10 protein-coding genes are annotated in these 16,060 nt (G+C 69.9%); 5 read left to right on the top strand and 5 right to left on the bottom strand.

The window, feature by feature from the left end:
• Positions 1-17: 17 nt before the first annotated feature.
• Positions 18-914: a glycoside hydrolase family 43 protein gene (locus M2317_RS10080; RefSeq protein WP_429459768.1), complete on the bottom strand. Its 897-nt coding sequence runs from the start codon at positions 912-914 to the stop codon at positions 18-20.
• Positions 902-1,903, bottom strand: a complete 1,002-nt coding sequence (locus tag M2317_RS10085) for a LacI family DNA-binding transcriptional regulator (RefSeq protein ID WP_429459770.1) — start codon at positions 1,901-1,903, stop codon at positions 902-904. Before M2317_RS10085 ends, M2317_RS10080 begins: the two co-directional genes overlap by 13 nt.
• 137 nt (positions 1,904-2,040) lie before the next feature.
• Between M2317_RS10085 and M2317_RS10090 the strand changes: the two genes are divergently transcribed.
• Entirely contained in the window at positions 2,041-3,102 is a 1,062-nt protein-coding gene (locus tag M2317_RS10090) for a winged helix DNA-binding domain-containing protein (RefSeq protein WP_429459772.1), read from the top strand.
• An 8-nt stretch (positions 3,103-3,110) separates the two neighbouring features.
• Here the strand turns inward: M2317_RS10090 and M2317_RS10095 are convergent, their stop codons facing one another.
• Positions 3,111-3,761, bottom strand: coding sequence for an HAD-IA family hydrolase (locus tag M2317_RS10095; protein WP_429459774.1), 651 nt, complete (start codon positions 3,759-3,761; stop codon positions 3,111-3,113).
• 19 nt (positions 3,762-3,780) lie between these two features.
• A complete protein-coding gene (locus M2317_RS10100) occupies positions 3,781-5,223 on the bottom strand; it encodes a helix-turn-helix domain-containing protein (protein WP_429459776.1) in 1,443 nt (480 codons plus the stop codon).
• A gap of 109 nt (positions 5,224-5,332) precedes the next feature.
• Between M2317_RS10100 and M2317_RS10105 the strand changes: the two genes are divergently transcribed.
• A complete protein-coding gene (locus M2317_RS10105; RefSeq protein ID WP_429459778.1) occupies positions 5,333-7,198 on the top strand; it encodes a phosphoenolpyruvate carboxykinase (GTP) in 1,866 nt (621 codons plus the stop codon).
• A gap of 109 nt (positions 7,199-7,307) precedes the next feature.
• Here M2317_RS10105 and M2317_RS10110 read toward each other — a convergent pair whose 3' ends face one another.
• Entirely contained in the window at positions 7,308-9,197 is a 1,890-nt protein-coding gene (locus M2317_RS10110) for an ABC transporter ATP-binding protein (RefSeq protein WP_429459780.1), read from the bottom strand.
• Positions 9,198-9,400: 203 nt separating this feature from the next.
• On the opposite strand from M2317_RS10110, the gene M2317_RS10115 reads away from it, so the two are divergent.
• From M2317_RS10115 to M2317_RS10125, 3 genes are read left to right on the top strand one after another with little or no spacing between them, the layout of a single operon-like run.
• Positions 9,401-9,817, top strand: a complete 417-nt coding sequence (locus M2317_RS10115; protein ID WP_429459782.1) for a hypothetical protein — start codon at positions 9,401-9,403, stop codon at positions 9,815-9,817.
• On the top strand, positions 9,814-12,612 hold the full coding sequence (locus M2317_RS10120; protein ID WP_429459784.1) for a hypothetical protein: 2,799 nt from the start codon (positions 9,814-9,816) through the stop codon (positions 12,610-12,612). Before M2317_RS10115 ends, M2317_RS10120 begins: the two co-directional genes overlap by 4 nt.
• Positions 12,613-12,645: 33 nt before the next feature.
• Positions 12,646-16,059 (top strand): tubulin-like doman-containing protein, encoded by a 3,414-nt coding sequence (locus M2317_RS10125; protein ID WP_429459786.1) that lies wholly within the window; start codon positions 12,646-12,648, stop codon positions 16,057-16,059.
• Position 16,060 lies beyond the last annotated feature (1 nt).

Raw genomic sequence — 16,060 nt, forward strand, 5'->3', positions numbered from 1 at the left:
GCCGCGGGCGGCGCCGCTCACTCGTGCAGCCGCAGCCCGTCTCTGGTCTCCTCGAGCGCGATGAAGCGGGCACGCTCGTCCGGGGTGCGGTTGGGTGCGTGCAGTGCGAGACGCAGCACTCCGTCGGCATCCGTGAAGATCATGCCGTGACCGCCGTCGGCCGGCCAGAGCGGCTCGCGCGCCTGGACCCACGGGCCGAGGATGCCGTCGGCGGACGTGGCAACGCCCAGCGCGTACCCCGCATCCCCGAAACTCGACCACAGCATCCGCAGAAGACCATCGGACGTGCGGTGCAGGGAGGGGCCGTCCGTCACGTAGACGGCAGGGAACTCCGGCCGCGGGATCGATCGCGCCCATGCCGCTTCGGAGGCGCGGAACAGCATCACGGGCTCGCCCGTCGCCGCACGGAGGTCGTCGCTCAGGGCGACCGCGAGGATCTCCCCATCGCCGACGTCCTTCCACTCGTGGCAGAAGACGAGGTACGGGATCCCCGCTTCGACGTGCAGAGTCCCGTCCAGGCATTCCCAGTGCGACGGCGTCAGAGGGCCGTCCGACCACGGGCGGAACGGTCCCTGCGGGTCTTCGGATCGGAGCACCTGCGTGCCCCGACGGCGGCCGGGCGCTGTGAAGGTCGCGAACAGGTAGTACGCGTCGCGGTACCGATGCACCTCAGGAGCCCAGTACTGGGTGCGCGACCAGAAGTCGTCATCCGGACGGAAGGCGGGGAAGGGCCCTGACCAGTTCTCGAGGTCCGCGCTCCAGTACGTGTCGAACCCGGTCGCCGGTCCATCCCAGATGTTCGGGTCGGTGCTTCCGTACAGCCAGTACCCGTCCTCGACGCGCAGCACGAACGGGTCCCGGATCTGGATCTGATCGAGTCGCACGGACCGCGGTCCGGAGGTCAGCGCGGGCACGGCCCGGTCGATTCGCGCAGTTCGAGCCGCGGCTGGAACTTCACATCGTGATCCGGCGTCTCGCCCGCGATCAGCGACCGCATCCTGTTCCACGCGAGGGTTCCGAGCGACTCGTGCGGCACGGACGCGGTCGTGAGCGCCGGTGTCATGAACCGCGCGAACGGGATGTCGTCGAACCCCGTGATCGACATGTCCTCCGGTACGCGGATGCCGCGCTTGGTCGCACCGTGCACCAGACCGATCGCGACGAGATCGTTGAACGCCAGGACCGCCGTCGCACCGGTCGCGATGACGTCCTCGACGGCCTCGAGGCCGGCCTGGCTGCTCGTGCCGCCCTGTACGCGCTCGAGCTGGAGGCCCTCGACGTCGCGCTGGAGATCGCCGATTCCACGAAGGCGGTTTTCGTTCGCCGGCCCCTCTGGTCCCTCGACGTAGGCGAATCGCCGATGACCCAGCGCGTAGAGGTGATGGGCCAGACGCTCGAATCCGGCTCGGGAGTCCACCGTCAGCGTCGGTGCGGAGGACGCCGGACTCGACCTGTTCAGCAGCACCACCGGGCCGAGCGTCGCGGTGGCGTTCCCGAGCGCCGCCTCCGACATCCGGGGTGCGCAGAGCACCAGCGCATCGCAGCGGTTCCTGACCTCGGCGGCGAGCTGGGGCTCGTCCTCGGCGGACTCGGCGGAGTCCGCGACGAGCACGCGATAGCCGTCCTCTGCTGCGGCCTTGCTGAGGCTGGTCAGGACGGCCTGGAAAGTCGGATTCGCCAGATCGGGCACGAGGAAGGCGATCGCGTTCGTCTGGCCCATGGCGAAACTGCGCGCCAGGTGATTGGGGGAGTAGTTCAGTTCCCTGGCGGCGGCGCGCACGCGATCCGCGATCTCCGGTTCCCCGAAGAACCGTCCGTTCATCACCCGCGACACCGTCGCGGGTGAGACCCCGGCTGCCTGCGCGACCGAGCTGATGGTCGTCGCACTCGACCGTCGCACCACTGCTGTGTCCTTCCCGACCGAGCCGCGAGGCGGGCGACGGTCCGTGTTCCGGTCAGTGTAGCGCTGAAACCGCTTTCTCCGAATGTACGCCTTCATGTCGCGAGGTGCGTGTCCGTGGCATCCGCGAGGATGTCACCGTGACCACGACCGCACAGCTGCGTACCGAGCGATTGCGCTCGCACCTGCTCACCGCACCCGCGCCGAGCCTCTCCGAAGCCGCGGGGCACATGCTCGCGGTGCAGAGCCAGGAGTTCTGGGGCGGCCGCTGGGCGCTCGCATCTCGCACACGCGGTGCTCCGACGCTTCGCCAGGTCGACGCGCTCTTCGACGACGGCACGCTCGTGCGGGGCTGGACTCAGCGCGGCACGCTGCACATCGTCCGCGCGCGCGACTTCGGCTGGATGCTGGAGGTGACCGCCGGGCGCCAGTTGCAGGCCGCCGCACCGCGCTATCGCGAGCTCGGCCTCGACGCCGAGGTGCTCGAGCGCATCGAGCGCGCCGTGCGTGCGGCGCTGAGCGGCGGCAACCGCATGACCCGTGCGGAGCTCTTCGAGGTGCTCACCGGCATCGGCATCGATCCGACCGGACAGCGCGGTGCCCACGCCATCGGCAACCTCGCCCTGAAGGGGATCATCTGCCAGGGCCCGGTCGTCCGGCGCCCTGATGGCGTCAGCCGCGAGCAGTTCTTCGTGCTGGTCGAGGAGCACATCACGGACGTGCATGCGCCCGCCGATCCCACCGCCGAGCTCTTCGCGCGCTACATCCGCGGACACGGTCCGGCGACCGTCCAGGACTTCGCATGGTGGTCCGGTCTCACGCTCACCGCATCACGAGCGGCGGCCGCCGCCGCGGCCGACCAGGTGGAGGAGATCGACGATGGCGTGTATCGGGCACCTGCCCGTCCACGGCGCAGCGCAGCGCCCGCTGTCCGGGCCCTCGCATCGTTCGAGGAGTACTACATCTCCTACGCCGACCGATCGGCGGCGGGTCCCGCGGAGCGCTTCGATGCCGTCGGGCCGGGAAAGAACGGCATGGTCCGGCCGATCCTGCTGGCCGAAGGGCAGATCGTCGGCACGTGGCGGCAGTCGACGGCACTCGGGCGTCATACCGAGCATCCGACGGTCGATCTGCTTGTCGACGTCCCGGAGGAAGACGTCGCGGCCGCGCTCGCCGGATACGCCGCGTTCGTCCGGGGCTGACCGGGCGATCAGCCGATCGTGATGTCGAATCCGTCGTCCGACGCGGTGATCCGCACCGCGGTGAGGTCATCGACGTGATGAGACGGATCGAACGACGGAGCATGCGGGCCGACACCGATCACGGTCATCCCGGCATTCAGACCCGCGCGGATGCCGGCTGCCGAGTCCTCGAAGACGACGCAGTCCGCCGGGTCGACGCCGAGCTCCGCCGCCGCACGCAGGAAGCCCTCGGGGTCCGGCTTGCTGCGTGCCACACTCTCGGCCGTGATCGCCAGGGCAGGAACGGTCAGGCCAGCCGCTCCCATCCGCGCGGTCATCAGACGCACATCGGCCGAGGTGACGATCGCGTGCGGGAACGGGGCGAGCGCCCGGAGGAACGCGGCAGCACCAGGGATCTCCACGACACCGTCGACGTCCGCGCTCTCCCGCTGCAGCATCTCCTGGTTCTCCACCAGGTTCACGGCGTGATCGCGCTCCGGCAGCAGCAGCGCCATGCTCTGATGTCCCTGCCTGCCGTGCACCGTGCGCAGCACCGTCTCGTCGTCGAGGCCGTGCGGACGCGCCCACTCCAGCCACAGCCGTTCGACGACCGCCGTCGAGTCGACGAGCGTGCCGTCCATGTCGAGCAGGGCGGCGCGGGCATGCAGCGTGATCGTCATCCCTCCAGCGTACGGCGCGTCACTCCGCGGCATGACGCGCCAGGAAGTCGTACACCTCGCTGTCATCGACGCCGGGGAAGGCGCCGCGCGGCAGCGGCGAGAACATGTGCGTGTGCACGCGAGCGCTCGGCCAGGCCTTGCCGCTCCAGCGGTCGGCGATGTCGCTCGGCGGTCGACGGCAGCACGCCTCGTCCGGGCAGGTCGATACGGCGCGATCCGGGGTCTCGCGTCCGCGCCACCAGCGCGCGTCGTCGAACGGCACCCCGACGGTGATCGAGAACTCGCCCTCGCCGCTCGACCCGGTCTGCGTCGAGCACCAGAACGTGCCGGAGGGCGTGTCGGTGTACTGATGGTGCTCCGTCGTGCGGTTCTGCTGCGAGAACGCCGCCCGCGCCTGGAACTTGCGGCATACGCGCTGTCCCTCGACCGACCCGGTGACGTCCATCGGCAGCGGCAGATCGTCGTTCTCGTACACGCGGGCGATCGCCCCCGTCTCGTCGACGCGCAGGAAGTGCAGGGGCATCCCGAAGTGCTCGGTCATCAGGTTCGTCATCCGCATCCCGGCGGCCTCGTGCGTCACACCGAACGCATCGCGGAAGTCCTCGACCGCGAGGTTGCGATCCTTCCGAGCCTGCTGCAGGAAGGCGACCCCCGCCGTCTCGGGAACCAGGCAGCACGCGGCGAAGTAGTTGATCTCGAGCCGCTGCTGCAGGAAGTCCGCGTAGTCGGTGGGGGGAGTGTGCCCGAGCAGCCGATGCGCCATCGCCTGCAGCGCCATCGAACGCAGGCCGTGCCCGCCGGGGATGGATGCCGGCGGCAGATAGATGCGGCCGTTCTCGAGATCGGTCACCGAGCGGGTCGAGTGCGGCAGATCGCCGACGTAGATGAGCTCGAATCCGAGCTTCTCGGCCATGATGCTCACCGTGCGATGGGTCAGGGCTCCGGTGACGTGGCCGGCCGCGCGCAGCTGCTTCTCGGCGAGCTTCTCGATGTCGCCGATGTAGTTGTTCTGCGCCCGCATGCGCAGCCGCAGCTCGGTGTTCGCCCTGCGCGCCTCCTCGGGCGTCGCGATGGCCTCGCGCTCGCGGCGCTGCAACTCGCGGTGCAGGCCGAGGACGGCTTCGATCGTCTCGTCGCTGGTGCCCTTCGTCACACGGACCGGCGCGATCCCGAGCTGGCGGAACACCGGGCTCGCCTGCGCCTTCTCGAGTTCGATCTCGAGCGCCGCCCTGCGGTTCGGCGGCTCACCCGAGATGAGATCGGCCACCTCGGTGCCGGTGGCCTGCGCGATGGACTGCAGCAGCGACAGCTTCGGCTCTCGCTTGCCGTTCTCGATCAGGCTCAGCTGCGACCCGGCGACCCCGACCATGGCGCCCAGCTCGTCGAGCGTGTAGCCGCGTGCGGTGCGGTGGTGACGGATGCGATGACCGAGGGTCGTGAGATGGATGCCGGAGCCGCTCATTTCTTGAGCATAGCGAAAGATTCACGATTCTTACACGTCCGGGCGCACGAAAGGTGCGTCGTGGGCGGCGGAGAATTGCCATATCGACCTACTCTTCAAAGGAGCGGACATGGCCCTCGCCGAGACCTTCACCCTTCGATCAGCATCCGTCGCCCCGGTGCGCGCGCTGGGGGCGCAGCCCTCGTACGACACCCCGGCGATGGCAGAGCTGCGCGCGTGGGTGGAGCAGATCCGCGCCCTCACCCAGCCGGACGCCGTGCACTGGGTCGACGGCTCCCGTGCCGAGAACGACACGCTGCTGCGCGGCCTCGTCGACGAGGGCAAGCTCATCAAGCTCAACCCGGAGTGGCGCCCCGGCTCCTACCTCGCCCGCTCGCACCCGAGCGATGTCGCGCGCACCGAGGGGCGCACCTTCATCGCCTCCGAGCGCGAGGAGGATGCCGGACCGACGAACAACTGGGCCGAACCCGGTGCCATGCGCACGAAGATGGACGTCCTGTTCGCGGGCTCCATGCGCGGACGCACCATGTACGTCGTCCCGTTCTCGATGGGCGCGGTCGGCGGGCCGCTCTCGCACATCGGCGTGCAGATCACCGACAGCGCGTACGCCGTGGCATCCATCGGGATCATGACCAGGGTCGGCGATGCCGTGACCCGTGAGATCGCCGGCGGAGCGCCGTGGGTGCGCACAGTCCACACCGTGGGCGCGCCGCTGGCACCAGGCGAGCAGGACGTGTCCTGGCCCTGCAATGACGAGAAGTACATCGTGCACTTCCCCGACACGCTCGAGGTGTACTCGTTCGGATCGGGTTACGGCGGCAACGCGATCCTCGCGAAGAAGTGCTTCGCGCTCCGCATCGCCTCGGTCATCGCCCGTGACGAGGGCTGGCTGGCCGAGCACATGCTGCTCATCCGGCTCATCGACCCGAACGGTCGCCGGTACCACGTCGCGGCCGCCTTCCCGTCGGCCTGCGGCAAGACGAATCTCGCCATGCTGCGGCCGACCATCCCCGGCTGGAGGGTCGAGACGATCGGCGACGACATCGCCTGGATCCGCCCCCGCGAGGACGGGCGCCTGTGGGCGATCAACCCGGAGGCCGGCTTCTTCGGCGTCGCCCCCGGTACCGGCGAATCGACCAACGTGACCGCGGTGGAGACGCTGTGGGGCAACACGATCTTCACGAACGTCGCACTGCGCCCGGATGGCGACGTGTGGTGGGAGGGCCTGACGGACACCACGCCGAGCGAGCTCATCGACTGGGAGGGCAAGGCCTGGACGCCCGAGAGCGGGCGTCCGGCCGCGCACCCCAACTCGCGCTTCACCGTCGCTGCCGCGCAGTGCCCGCAGATCTCCGACGACTGGGAGGAAGCGGTCCCGCTCGACGTCATCCTGTTCGGCGGACGGCGCGCGTCCAACGTCCCGCTCGTCGTGGAGGCGACCGACTGGGCGCACGGCGTCTTCCTCGGCTCGACCATCTCGTCCGAGCGGACCGCGGCGGCCGAGGGCACGGTCGGCGAACTGCGCCGCGACCCGTTCGCCATGCTGCCGTTCTGCGGCTACAACATGGGCGACTACTTCGCGCACTGGCTCGACGTCGGGCGCAAGCTGCGGTTCGACCGCGCGCCGCGCGTCTTCCAGGTGAACTGGTTCCGTCGCGGCGACGACGGGCGGTTCCTGTGGCCCGGCTTCGGGGACAACTCCCGCGTCGTGGACTGGATCATCCGCCGCATCGACGGTCAGGTGCCCGCCGTCGACAGTCCGATCGGCCGGCTTCCGCGGACCTCGGATCTGAATCTGGACGGCCTCGACATCCCGGATGCCGATCTCGAGGAGCTCTTCCGAGTGGATGCCGAGGCCTGGCAGGCCGAGGCCGACGGCATCGAGGAGTTCTACGACACCTTCGGCGACAAGCTGCCGGCGGCGCTGCGGGCAGAGCTCGCCTCACTGCGCTACCGGCTCGCGCGCACGAGCTGAGCGCACCGCACAGACCCGCGGCGGCGGGGTGACGGGGACGAACCCATGGCTGAGTGGTCCCCGGCATCCTGCCGTCGCGTCATGCCGGCGCGTCATGCCGGCGCGAGGCTCAGGCGAGCAGCTGGTGGCGGGCGAGGTCGCGGTACAGCGGCGTCGACTCGATCAGCTCGGTGTGCGTGCCACGGCCGACCACCTCGCCGTCCTGCAGCACGACGATCACGTCGCTGTCGACCACGGTCGACAGCCGGTGCGCGATCACGACGAGGGTGCGGTCGGTGGCGACCGCGTCGATCGCCTCCCGCATCCGCTGCTCGTTCACGCCGTCCAGCGATGACGTGGATTCATCGAGCAGAAGGATCGGCGCCTCGGTGAGCAGAGCCCTGGCGATCGCGAGACGCTGACGCTCGCCGCCGGACAGCATCACGCCGTCCTCGCCGACGGGAGTCGCGAGCCCAAGCGATCCGCGTTCGAGCACGTCCCCCAGATTGACGGCGCGCAGCACGCGCTCGCAGTCGGCATCCGTCGCTTCGGGCGATGCCAGGCGCAGATTGTCGGAGAGGGTGCCTGCAAGCGTCGGGGCGTCCTGCTCGACGTACCCGAAGTGCGCACGCAATTCGGCGCGCGGATACGTGCGGATGTCGTGGCCGTCGAGACGGATGGAGCCGCCGGTCGGGTCGTAGAAGCGCTCGATGAGCGACAGGATCGTGCTCTTGCCCGCGCCGCTCGGGCCGACCAGGGCCACCCGCGACCCTCGAGGGACCGCGAACGACACACCGCGGAGGACGTCGCTGCCGGTGTCGGTCGGCAGATGCTCGTCGCCGTCGCGCTCCAGGTGCGCGTCGACGAGGACGCTGTGCGCCTCGGTCGCTGCGGCCTTGCGCGCCGCGACGACGGCCTCCGGGTACCGGAAGCGCACGTCGCGGAACTCCAGCGCCGGGGCATTCGCGACGTCGTCGCTGCGGCCGACACGGGCGGCCGTCTCGACGTCGGCATCCGACTCCTGCGGAAGGTCGAGCACCTCCTGGATGCGCCCGAGCGCGCCGAGCGCCTGGTTGACCGACGTGATCGCGCCGAACGTCGACGCCAGCGGCATCACGAGCATGAAGAGGAACATCACGAACGTGATGAGCGAGGCGATCTCGATCGCCCCCGATGCCACCCGGAACCCGCCGACGCCCAGAACGACGAGCAGCGAGAGCTGCAGCGCGATGCCGGCGATCGGGACGACGAGGGCGGAGACCTTCGCGATCCGGACGCCGAGGCCGTACGCCTCGCTCGCCAGCTCCGACACGGCCTCGGTCTCGCGCTCCGTGGCGCCGGAGGCCCGCACGGTGCGGATCGAGCCGACCGCGCGCTCGACGCCGGAGGCGAGCTCTCCGACCTTCACCTGCTGCGCGGTCGACGCTTCGCGAATGCGTCCGCTGAGGGCGACGACCACGGCGACGGATGCTCCGATCACGATCACGATCAGCAGCAGCAGGATCGGGTCGATGACGAGCATCGCGATGAGGGCGCCGAGGAACAGGATGGCGTTGCCCACGGCATCCGCGAGTCCCTGGGTGAGCACGGCGTACAGCAGGGTGGTGTCCGTGCCGACGCGGGAGACGAGGTCTCCGGTGCGCCGGGCGTCGAACTCGCTGACCGGCAGGTGCAGGATGCGCGCGATGAGCTGGCGACGCGACGAGTGCACGACGGCCGTTCCCGTGCGCTGCAGCAGATAGTGCTGGTAGCCGGAGATGATCGACGACAGGATCACGAAGCCGATCAGCAGCCAGACGAGCGCGCCGAGCGCCTGCTGCATCTGCACGGCCGTGATGACCTGGCCGACGAGCAGCGGCTGAACCAGCGAGGTCGCGGCGCCGAACACGCTGAGCACCGCCACGATGATCAGGGTGCGCTTGTGCTCGAAGAGGAAGGGGAGGAGCTGGCGGAACGTGGCGCGCGGACCATCCTGCGGCGCGCCGCGACCGCGGCGGCGTGCGGGCGCCGTGCGGGACATGCGGGGACCTCGTTCTGAGAAAGGGAGTACTCAAACCGTACTTCCTGTCGAGCGCGACTGTGATCGGGAGCGGAGGTTCACGCGGGATGATGTCACCGCCAGGGCTCCCAGGAGTCTTGTAGGCAGAGTCGGAGGCCGTCGCTAATGTGTGGAGTACGGGGAAAGAACGCCGGGCGCCGCCCGCGTCGGGGTGGAGGCACGCGATGACATCAACGGTTCACGCGACGGCGCGACCGGCGTCGCCGGCGGCTGCGGCCTCGCCCGTCCCTGTGGGCGCGGGCATCGCTGCTCTCGCTGTGAGCCTCGTCATCGCGATCGTCGTGATCGCCGGGTTCAGCGCCCCGGTCGAGCTGTTCCTCGGCGTCCCGTTCCCGCTCGTCCTGGCGGAGTACTGGTGGCTGAGTTTCGTCGGCTATCTGCTCACGCCCCTCATCGTGATCGCCTGCTACGGGTGGGACGTGATCGCCCAGCGCAGCGGGCTGCGCCGCAACGCGAACTTCACGATCCGCACGCGCTACACCTCGATCCTGCGCTGGGCGCTCTGGCCGGCTGTCGTGGTCGGCGTCTGGCACATCCTGAATCTCAGCGTTCCACTGTCCGAGGCGTGGGGGCTCTCGTGAGGTCGAGTGCACGGTTCAGGGCGGCTGTCGCCGGTGCCGCTGTCGCCGTGCTGGCATCGCTGGGTCTCGCCGGGTCGGCTGTCGCGGCGACCGTGCCGATGGCGGCTCCCGTCGTCACGGCGGTCTCGGGAGGCGAGCTCTCCGACTCCGGCAACGCGGCGATCGCCGACCTGCGCGCGTGCCTGGCCTCGCAGAGCACCCTGAACGTCTACTACCTGATCGATTCGTCGACGTCGCTGCGGCGGGCGGACGGCGGTGGCCCAGGCTCGGATCCCGACACGGTCCGCGCGCAGATCCTCGGCAACAGCCTCGCGCAGCTGGGCGCTCTCGATGACGACATCACAGTGAACTGGGGCGCCGGCTTCTTCGCGTCCGACTACTCCGCGTCGATCGGCTGGCAGGCCTACGACGACGCCAGCCCCGAGAAGCTGGCCGAGACGATCAGGCAGAAGCGCCCTGAGGGCTACACCAACTGGCCGGATGCCCTCGCAGGCGCCCAGCAGCAGCTCGCCGGCCAGCAGAGCGCGGCGCCGGGCTGCCAGATGCTCATCTGGCTCACCGACGGCGCGCTGGACATCCAGGCACCGGACGGCCAGCAGCAGGAGGACTTCGACGCGCTCAACGCGATGTGCGGCGCCCCTCTCAGCGACCGGGGTGCGACGCCTTCCGGGTACGGCGTCTTCAACACGTTCCGCCAGTCCGGTGTCGTGGTCGTCGGCGCGCTGCTCGCGGTCGGATCGGATGCCGCGGACGCCGCGCCGACGATGCAGACGCTCGTGGAGGGCAGCGAACCGGGCGCCGATCCGGTGTGCGGGCAGCAGCCGATGCCGGACACGTTCGTGCACGGCGCGTTCGTCAACGCGGACGGGCCCGATGCCCTGTCGCTGGTGTTCCTGCAGCTGAGCGCCCAGGTGGCCGGCGGATTCCCGCAGCCGTTCGACGAGGACGGCGGATTCTGGATCGACGAGGGCGTCTCGCGCTTCCGCGTGATCGTGTCCGACGACTGGACGCTGACGCCGCCGGAGGGGTCGGGGAGGTCGCCGCTCACCGCCGGTGACGCCGAGGGGGCTGACGTCACCGAGAGCGACGGCGCGAGCACCATCGAGGTGGTCGTCGACGGCGACGATGCCGAGGGCCGGTGGCAGCTGGAAGCGGCCAATCGCGCTTCCGCGTCGCTGTACCTGTTCAGCGATCTGCGCATCGAGTTCGACGACGTCAACGAGATCGAGATGTCGCCGGACGGGTCGTTCGCGGCTGCGCTCAACGCCACCGTGCGCGACGCCGAGGGAGACGCCGTCGATCTCGGTCGGTTCGGGGAGGCGGCGTTCACCGCGTCCTACCTCGCGGACGGCGCCCGTACCGTGCTGCCGGAGGCGACCGTCGACCCCGAGTCAGGGCGCATCACCATCCCGCTGCCCGCCGACGTGAACGCCGCGACGATCGACGTCGCCGCTTCCATCGATCCGCTGCGCACTCAGGAGCACGACCTGCAGCTGGCTCCGGTGACGACGCAGAAGACGATCACGCTCACGCTCGGTGCGCAGTTCCCGCACGCCGTGACCAATCCGCCCGCGCGGCTGAGCGATCTCGAGGGTTCCGACGGCAAGGCCGAGGGCGTCGTCACGATCCTCGGACCGACCGAGGGCGGTGACGGAACGGTCTGCGTCGCCGCGGACGCGGTGGCGATCACGAGCGACGCCGGTGACCGCGCGGACGCCTGGCGCTGGAGCTTCGCGGGGCTGGACGAGAACGGGTGCATCACCGTTCCGCAGAACGGGGAGGTGCAGATCCCGGTCACCGCAGCGAACGAGATCGCCGCGGACAGCGATGTCGCCGCAGCCGTGCCGATCACGTTCACGTCCGCGAACGGCGAGAGCGTCGAGCAGAACGTGCCGCTCGAGTTCCGCTCCACGCATCCCGTGAACACGGCGGCCGTGCTGCTGCTGGCGCTGGCGCTGCTGGCGATCGGACTCCTGCTGCCGCTGCTGGTGCTGTGGGTGCTCAACTGGCTCACGACCCGCATCGACGTCCCCAAGAGCACGCAGCGCGCCGCGTTCCCGATCGAGATCGCGCCGGCCGGCGTGCAGATCACCGCACCGAACCAGGGCAGCGCTCTGTCGGACGCTTTCGCCTACCGGTCGCCGTCCGACGGCGAACGCTCGATCTCCGACCCGGTGCTCGGCACACTGCGGGCGCGCGTGCCGTGGTTCCCGCTGCGTGCCCCGTGGTACGACGTCACCGCACCGACCGGAATGGCGCTCATCACCGCCAGGGCCGGCCGGATGGTGACGGGGTCCAAGGACACCGGGCGCCGACTGCGTTTCGCGAAGCTGCCACTGGATCGCTTCTTCGGCATCGTCGTGCCCGAAGCCGAACTGCGCCGCACCGCGCGCGGCGACGCGGTCACCGGAACGGTCGTGATCTACCACCGTGCATCGCCCAGCGACCAGGGGCAGCACGCGCAGCGCCTGGCCGAGATCACGGTCGACTCGACGCTCGCCGAGGCGGTCAACCGCGCCCGCGCCGACCTCGTCGAGAGCGATCGCTCGGCGGCGCCGGTCGGCGCCCGCCGCGGCTCCGGAACGCCGAGGTCGGAGAAAGCGAGTGCCACGGCATCCGCTCCGGCGCCGCGACCGTCGTCCGACGGGGCCGCGCCTCCGCCGCTTCCGGGCCGTGCGCAGGGTTCGTCCGCTCCACCCGCTCGCGGTGGCGGCTCCGCAACGCCGCCGCGATCCGGCGGCCCCGGCACCCCGCCACCGCCGCGACCAGTCACCCCGCCGCCCCCGCGTCCCTGACACAGCGACCGATTCGACAGACAGAGAGACATCATGCTTCGTCCCTTCCTCATCATCGGCGTCGGCGGCTCCGGCGGAAAGACGCTCCGGGGCCTGAAGTACCAGCTCGAGCTCAAGCTGCAGCAGGCCGGCTGGTCCGGCGGTCTCCCCGCCGCCTGGCAGTTCCTCCATTTCGACACCCCGACCGTGCAGGACGGCGTCGACTACCCGGCGCCCTTCCTGCCTGCGCAGGAGTACAAGGGCCTCGTCTCGGCCGGCGCGAACTACGACACCGTCTACAAGACGATCGAGGGAGCGCACGCGACGAACCAGAGCGTGCACGCCGACATCCGCCGCCAGCTGCCCGACCCGCAGCGCGTCCGCGTGGACGTCACGAAGGGCGCCGGTCAGTTCCGTGCCGTCGGCCGTGCCGTCGCGCTGTCGTCGACGAGGGACATCGCCGTCGCCGCGCGCAACGCGATCGCCCGGCTCGGGGATGCCGCGGCATTGGCCGAACTCCAGACGCTGGGACGCGCCCTGCGCGCCAGGGACGAGTCGGCGAACAGCAGCCCGACCGTGATCGTCGTCTCCTCGGTGGCCGGCGGCTCGGGCGCCGGACAGTTCCTGGACATCATCGAGATCGTCAAGTCGACCGCGAAGCAGTACCCGTGGTCGAACGAGGTCTTCAGCATCCTCTACGCCCCGGACGTCTTCGATCAGCTGGGCGTCACAGCCGGTACGCCGGGCAACGCGCTCGCCGCGATCGCCGAGACCATGAACGGCTTCTGGACCGACACCCCGTCGAACTCGACGATCGAGCTGCTGCAGACGCAGGGTGTGGCACCGTCGTACGGCGGCGCCCGCGATCGTGTGGGCGCCGCGTACCCGTTCATCGTGGGGCGCAGCAACTCCAAGGTGACCTTCGCCGACCAGAGCGAGGTCTACAACGCGGTGTCGGCGAGTCTTTCGGCGTGGATCACCGACGATCGGGTGCAGGACAGCATCACGGCGTACGCGTCGGGCAACTGGCAGGCCCGCGTCGGCGCGAACGTGCTTCCGGATGCCACCGGTCTCATCAACTCGGCCCATCACTCGCCGGCCTTTTCCTCGATGGGCTTCGGGCGCGTGACGCTGGGACGCGAGAAGTTCTTCGAGTACTCGGCCGAGCGCCTCGCCCGCTCCGTCATCGATCGGATGCTGTACGCGCACACCGAGGCCGATCCGCTGTTCGCCCAGCGCACCGAAGCCGAGTGGATCTCGGTCCGCGCCGATCAGGACTATCAGCTCTTCATCCGCGAGCTGCGGCTCAACGAGGACACCGACGACCACAACGACGTGATCGACCGGTTGCGCCCAGCCGCTGAGCGTGCGGCGCTGGCCACCAAGCTGGGCCAGGACATCCAGATGCGTCTGAACGACCCGAACCAGCTCGACAAGAACGGCGGGCTCGACCTCACGACCTGGAGTCAGCGCCTGCTCGCGGAGTGGTCGGTGCGCAAGCCCGAACTGCTGCGCATCGAGCAGAACCACCGGCAGGTGCTGCTGGACACCTGGGAGCGCGAGGCACCAGGCGACATGCTGCGGGTCATCGCCGAGCACGTCGCGACCAACGGCCTGCCGGTCGTGGCAGAGCTGCTCACGCGACTGGACCGCACGCTCAAGAGCACCGTGGACGGTCTCGAGTCCGAGGCGCAGATGCATGAGGAGTGGGTGCAGTCGCTGCCGTCTCTGGTCAGCGAGCAGCTGCAGAGCGCGCCGAACCAGCAGTCGATCCGTCCGGATCAGGATGCCGTGATCGGCGCCGTCGAGCGCATCCAGCAGGCGTTCGAATGGGCGGCGGAGGCGCCGCTGCGGCGCAGCGCCGCGCAGCTGCTGAACGAGCTGCGCCGCGAGTTCCTGAGCCCGCTGCGCGTGCACCTCGAGGGTGCGTACAAGGAGCTGGCGCTGCGCGTGAAGGCACGCAAGACCGCTGACGACCGCGACAACGACTACGACTTCTGGCCCAAGCGCGAGGACTCGACGGTTCCGCGCAAGTACACCCCGGCTCCGAACGAGCGGCTGCTCGTCGAGCAGGACGAGTACCCGCGGGAGTTCGAGAGCCTGATCCGTTCGACCTTCTCGGAGGGGACGGGACGCTTCGCCGACGGTATCCTCGACGCCGTGCGAGAGCTCATCGTCGGTGTCGCGCCCGTCTCGCGCAGCGAGGAGGACGCCGGCACCTGGTCGATGATCGATCAGGCCCGCACCTGGAAGCCCTCGGTCACGGCCGACCCAGAGGCGTCGCGATCGCCGCAGAACCCGCGGTTCACGATGGCGACCACGCCGGATGCCTACGTCGACCGCGCCCGGAAGTGGATGCGCCGCGAGGGCACCGCCTTCAACTCCTACGTCACGGAGGACCTGCGCAGCTTCTTCGACGAGTCCGAGCTCGCCCCCGACGTATTCGGGCGCCGCCGGGAGAAGTTCCGCGAGCAGCTGCAGTCCGCGCTCGGGGCGAGCGAGCCGCTCGTGAAGCTGAACCCGACCCTTTTGCGCCTCGTGCACGACAAGTCGGTCAACGAGGCCACCAGCCTGGTGTTCAGCTCGATCCCGTTCAAGGCGGGCACGGAGATGTACGCCGTGACCAAGCAGGTGCTCGGCGCGATGGGATTCTGGAACGATGCGGTCTCGGACAGCTGGTTCCAGGACGCGCGGGTCGAGGGCATCGAGGTCTTCGCGATGAGCGGGTTCCCCTACCAGCCGATCGTGATGGACTCCGTCATGGAGCCGATCGCGCGCGACTGGCTGCGGCAGTCGAACACGCAGGAGAGCCGTGAGGCGTTCTGGCGCTTCAAGCGGTCCCGTCTGCTCGGCGAGGCGATCCCGGCGGATCCGACCGTGATCAACGCGATGATCCGCGGCTGGTACGTCGCCAAGGCGCTGGGCTGGCTCAAGGTCGACGCCGACGGCGGGGAGCGCGGCCCCGGACTGTCGCTGTGGGACCCGGAGTCCCGGCGGCACGCGGGCTTCCCGCGGCCGCTGCTGGACACGCGGCGCACGCAGCCGTACGACTACCCCGGTGTGGTCATGCAGTCGCTGACGATCGCGCTCGCGCTGTGCAACACGCAGGAGTCGCTGGAGCCGCTGCGCCCGTACCAGATCCTCGCGTTCCTCGGTGGTGACGACCTCGAGATGTCCGACACCCTGGTGCGCTGGGTCCAGGAGGGGCGACTCGCCCCGGATGCTCCGGTTCCGGATGCCGCGCGTGCGGGCGACCAGGCCGGCACGCTCGCATCCCGCCAGCAGGCGCTGCGCGACTACTTCGGCGACGAATACGTCAACTTCCGCTCCCAGGTCGCCGAGCACGACTTCTCGGTGTCCGTGTACGACTACCCGGTGAGCTGGGAGATCCGTCATCAGGTCGCCGCGGCGCTGCAGAGCCTGTCGTCGGCCGTGATGGCGACGCGCGCCGTCGACACCGGAGTCTGAC

It is taken from the genome of Microbacterium sp. ZKA21 (assembly GCF_050434165.1).
GTDB lineage: Bacteria > Actinomycetota > Actinomycetes > Actinomycetales > Microbacteriaceae > Microbacterium.

Excerpts from the sequence above, each read along its gene's own strand:
- M2317_RS10095 (WP_429459774.1), bottom strand. The coding sequence starts at position 3,761 with ATGACGATCACGCTGCATGCCCGCGCCGCCCTGCTCGACATGGACGGC.
- M2317_RS10100 (WP_429459776.1), bottom strand. The coding sequence starts at position 5,223 with ATGAGCGGCTCCGGCATCCATCTCACGACCCTCGGTCATCGCATCCGT.
- M2317_RS10105 (WP_429459778.1), top strand. The coding sequence starts at position 5,333 with ATGGCCCTCGCCGAGACCTTCACCCTTCGATCAGCATCCGTCGCCCCG.
- M2317_RS10110 (WP_429459780.1), bottom strand. The coding sequence starts at position 9,197 with ATGTCCCGCACGGCGCCCGCACGCCGCCGCGGTCGCGGCGCGCCGCAG.
- M2317_RS10115 (WP_429459782.1), top strand. The coding sequence starts at position 9,401 with ATGACATCAACGGTTCACGCGACGGCGCGACCGGCGTCGCCGGCGGCT.
- M2317_RS10125 (WP_429459786.1), top strand. The coding sequence starts at position 12,646 with ATGCTTCGTCCCTTCCTCATCATCGGCGTCGGCGGCTCCGGCGGAAAG.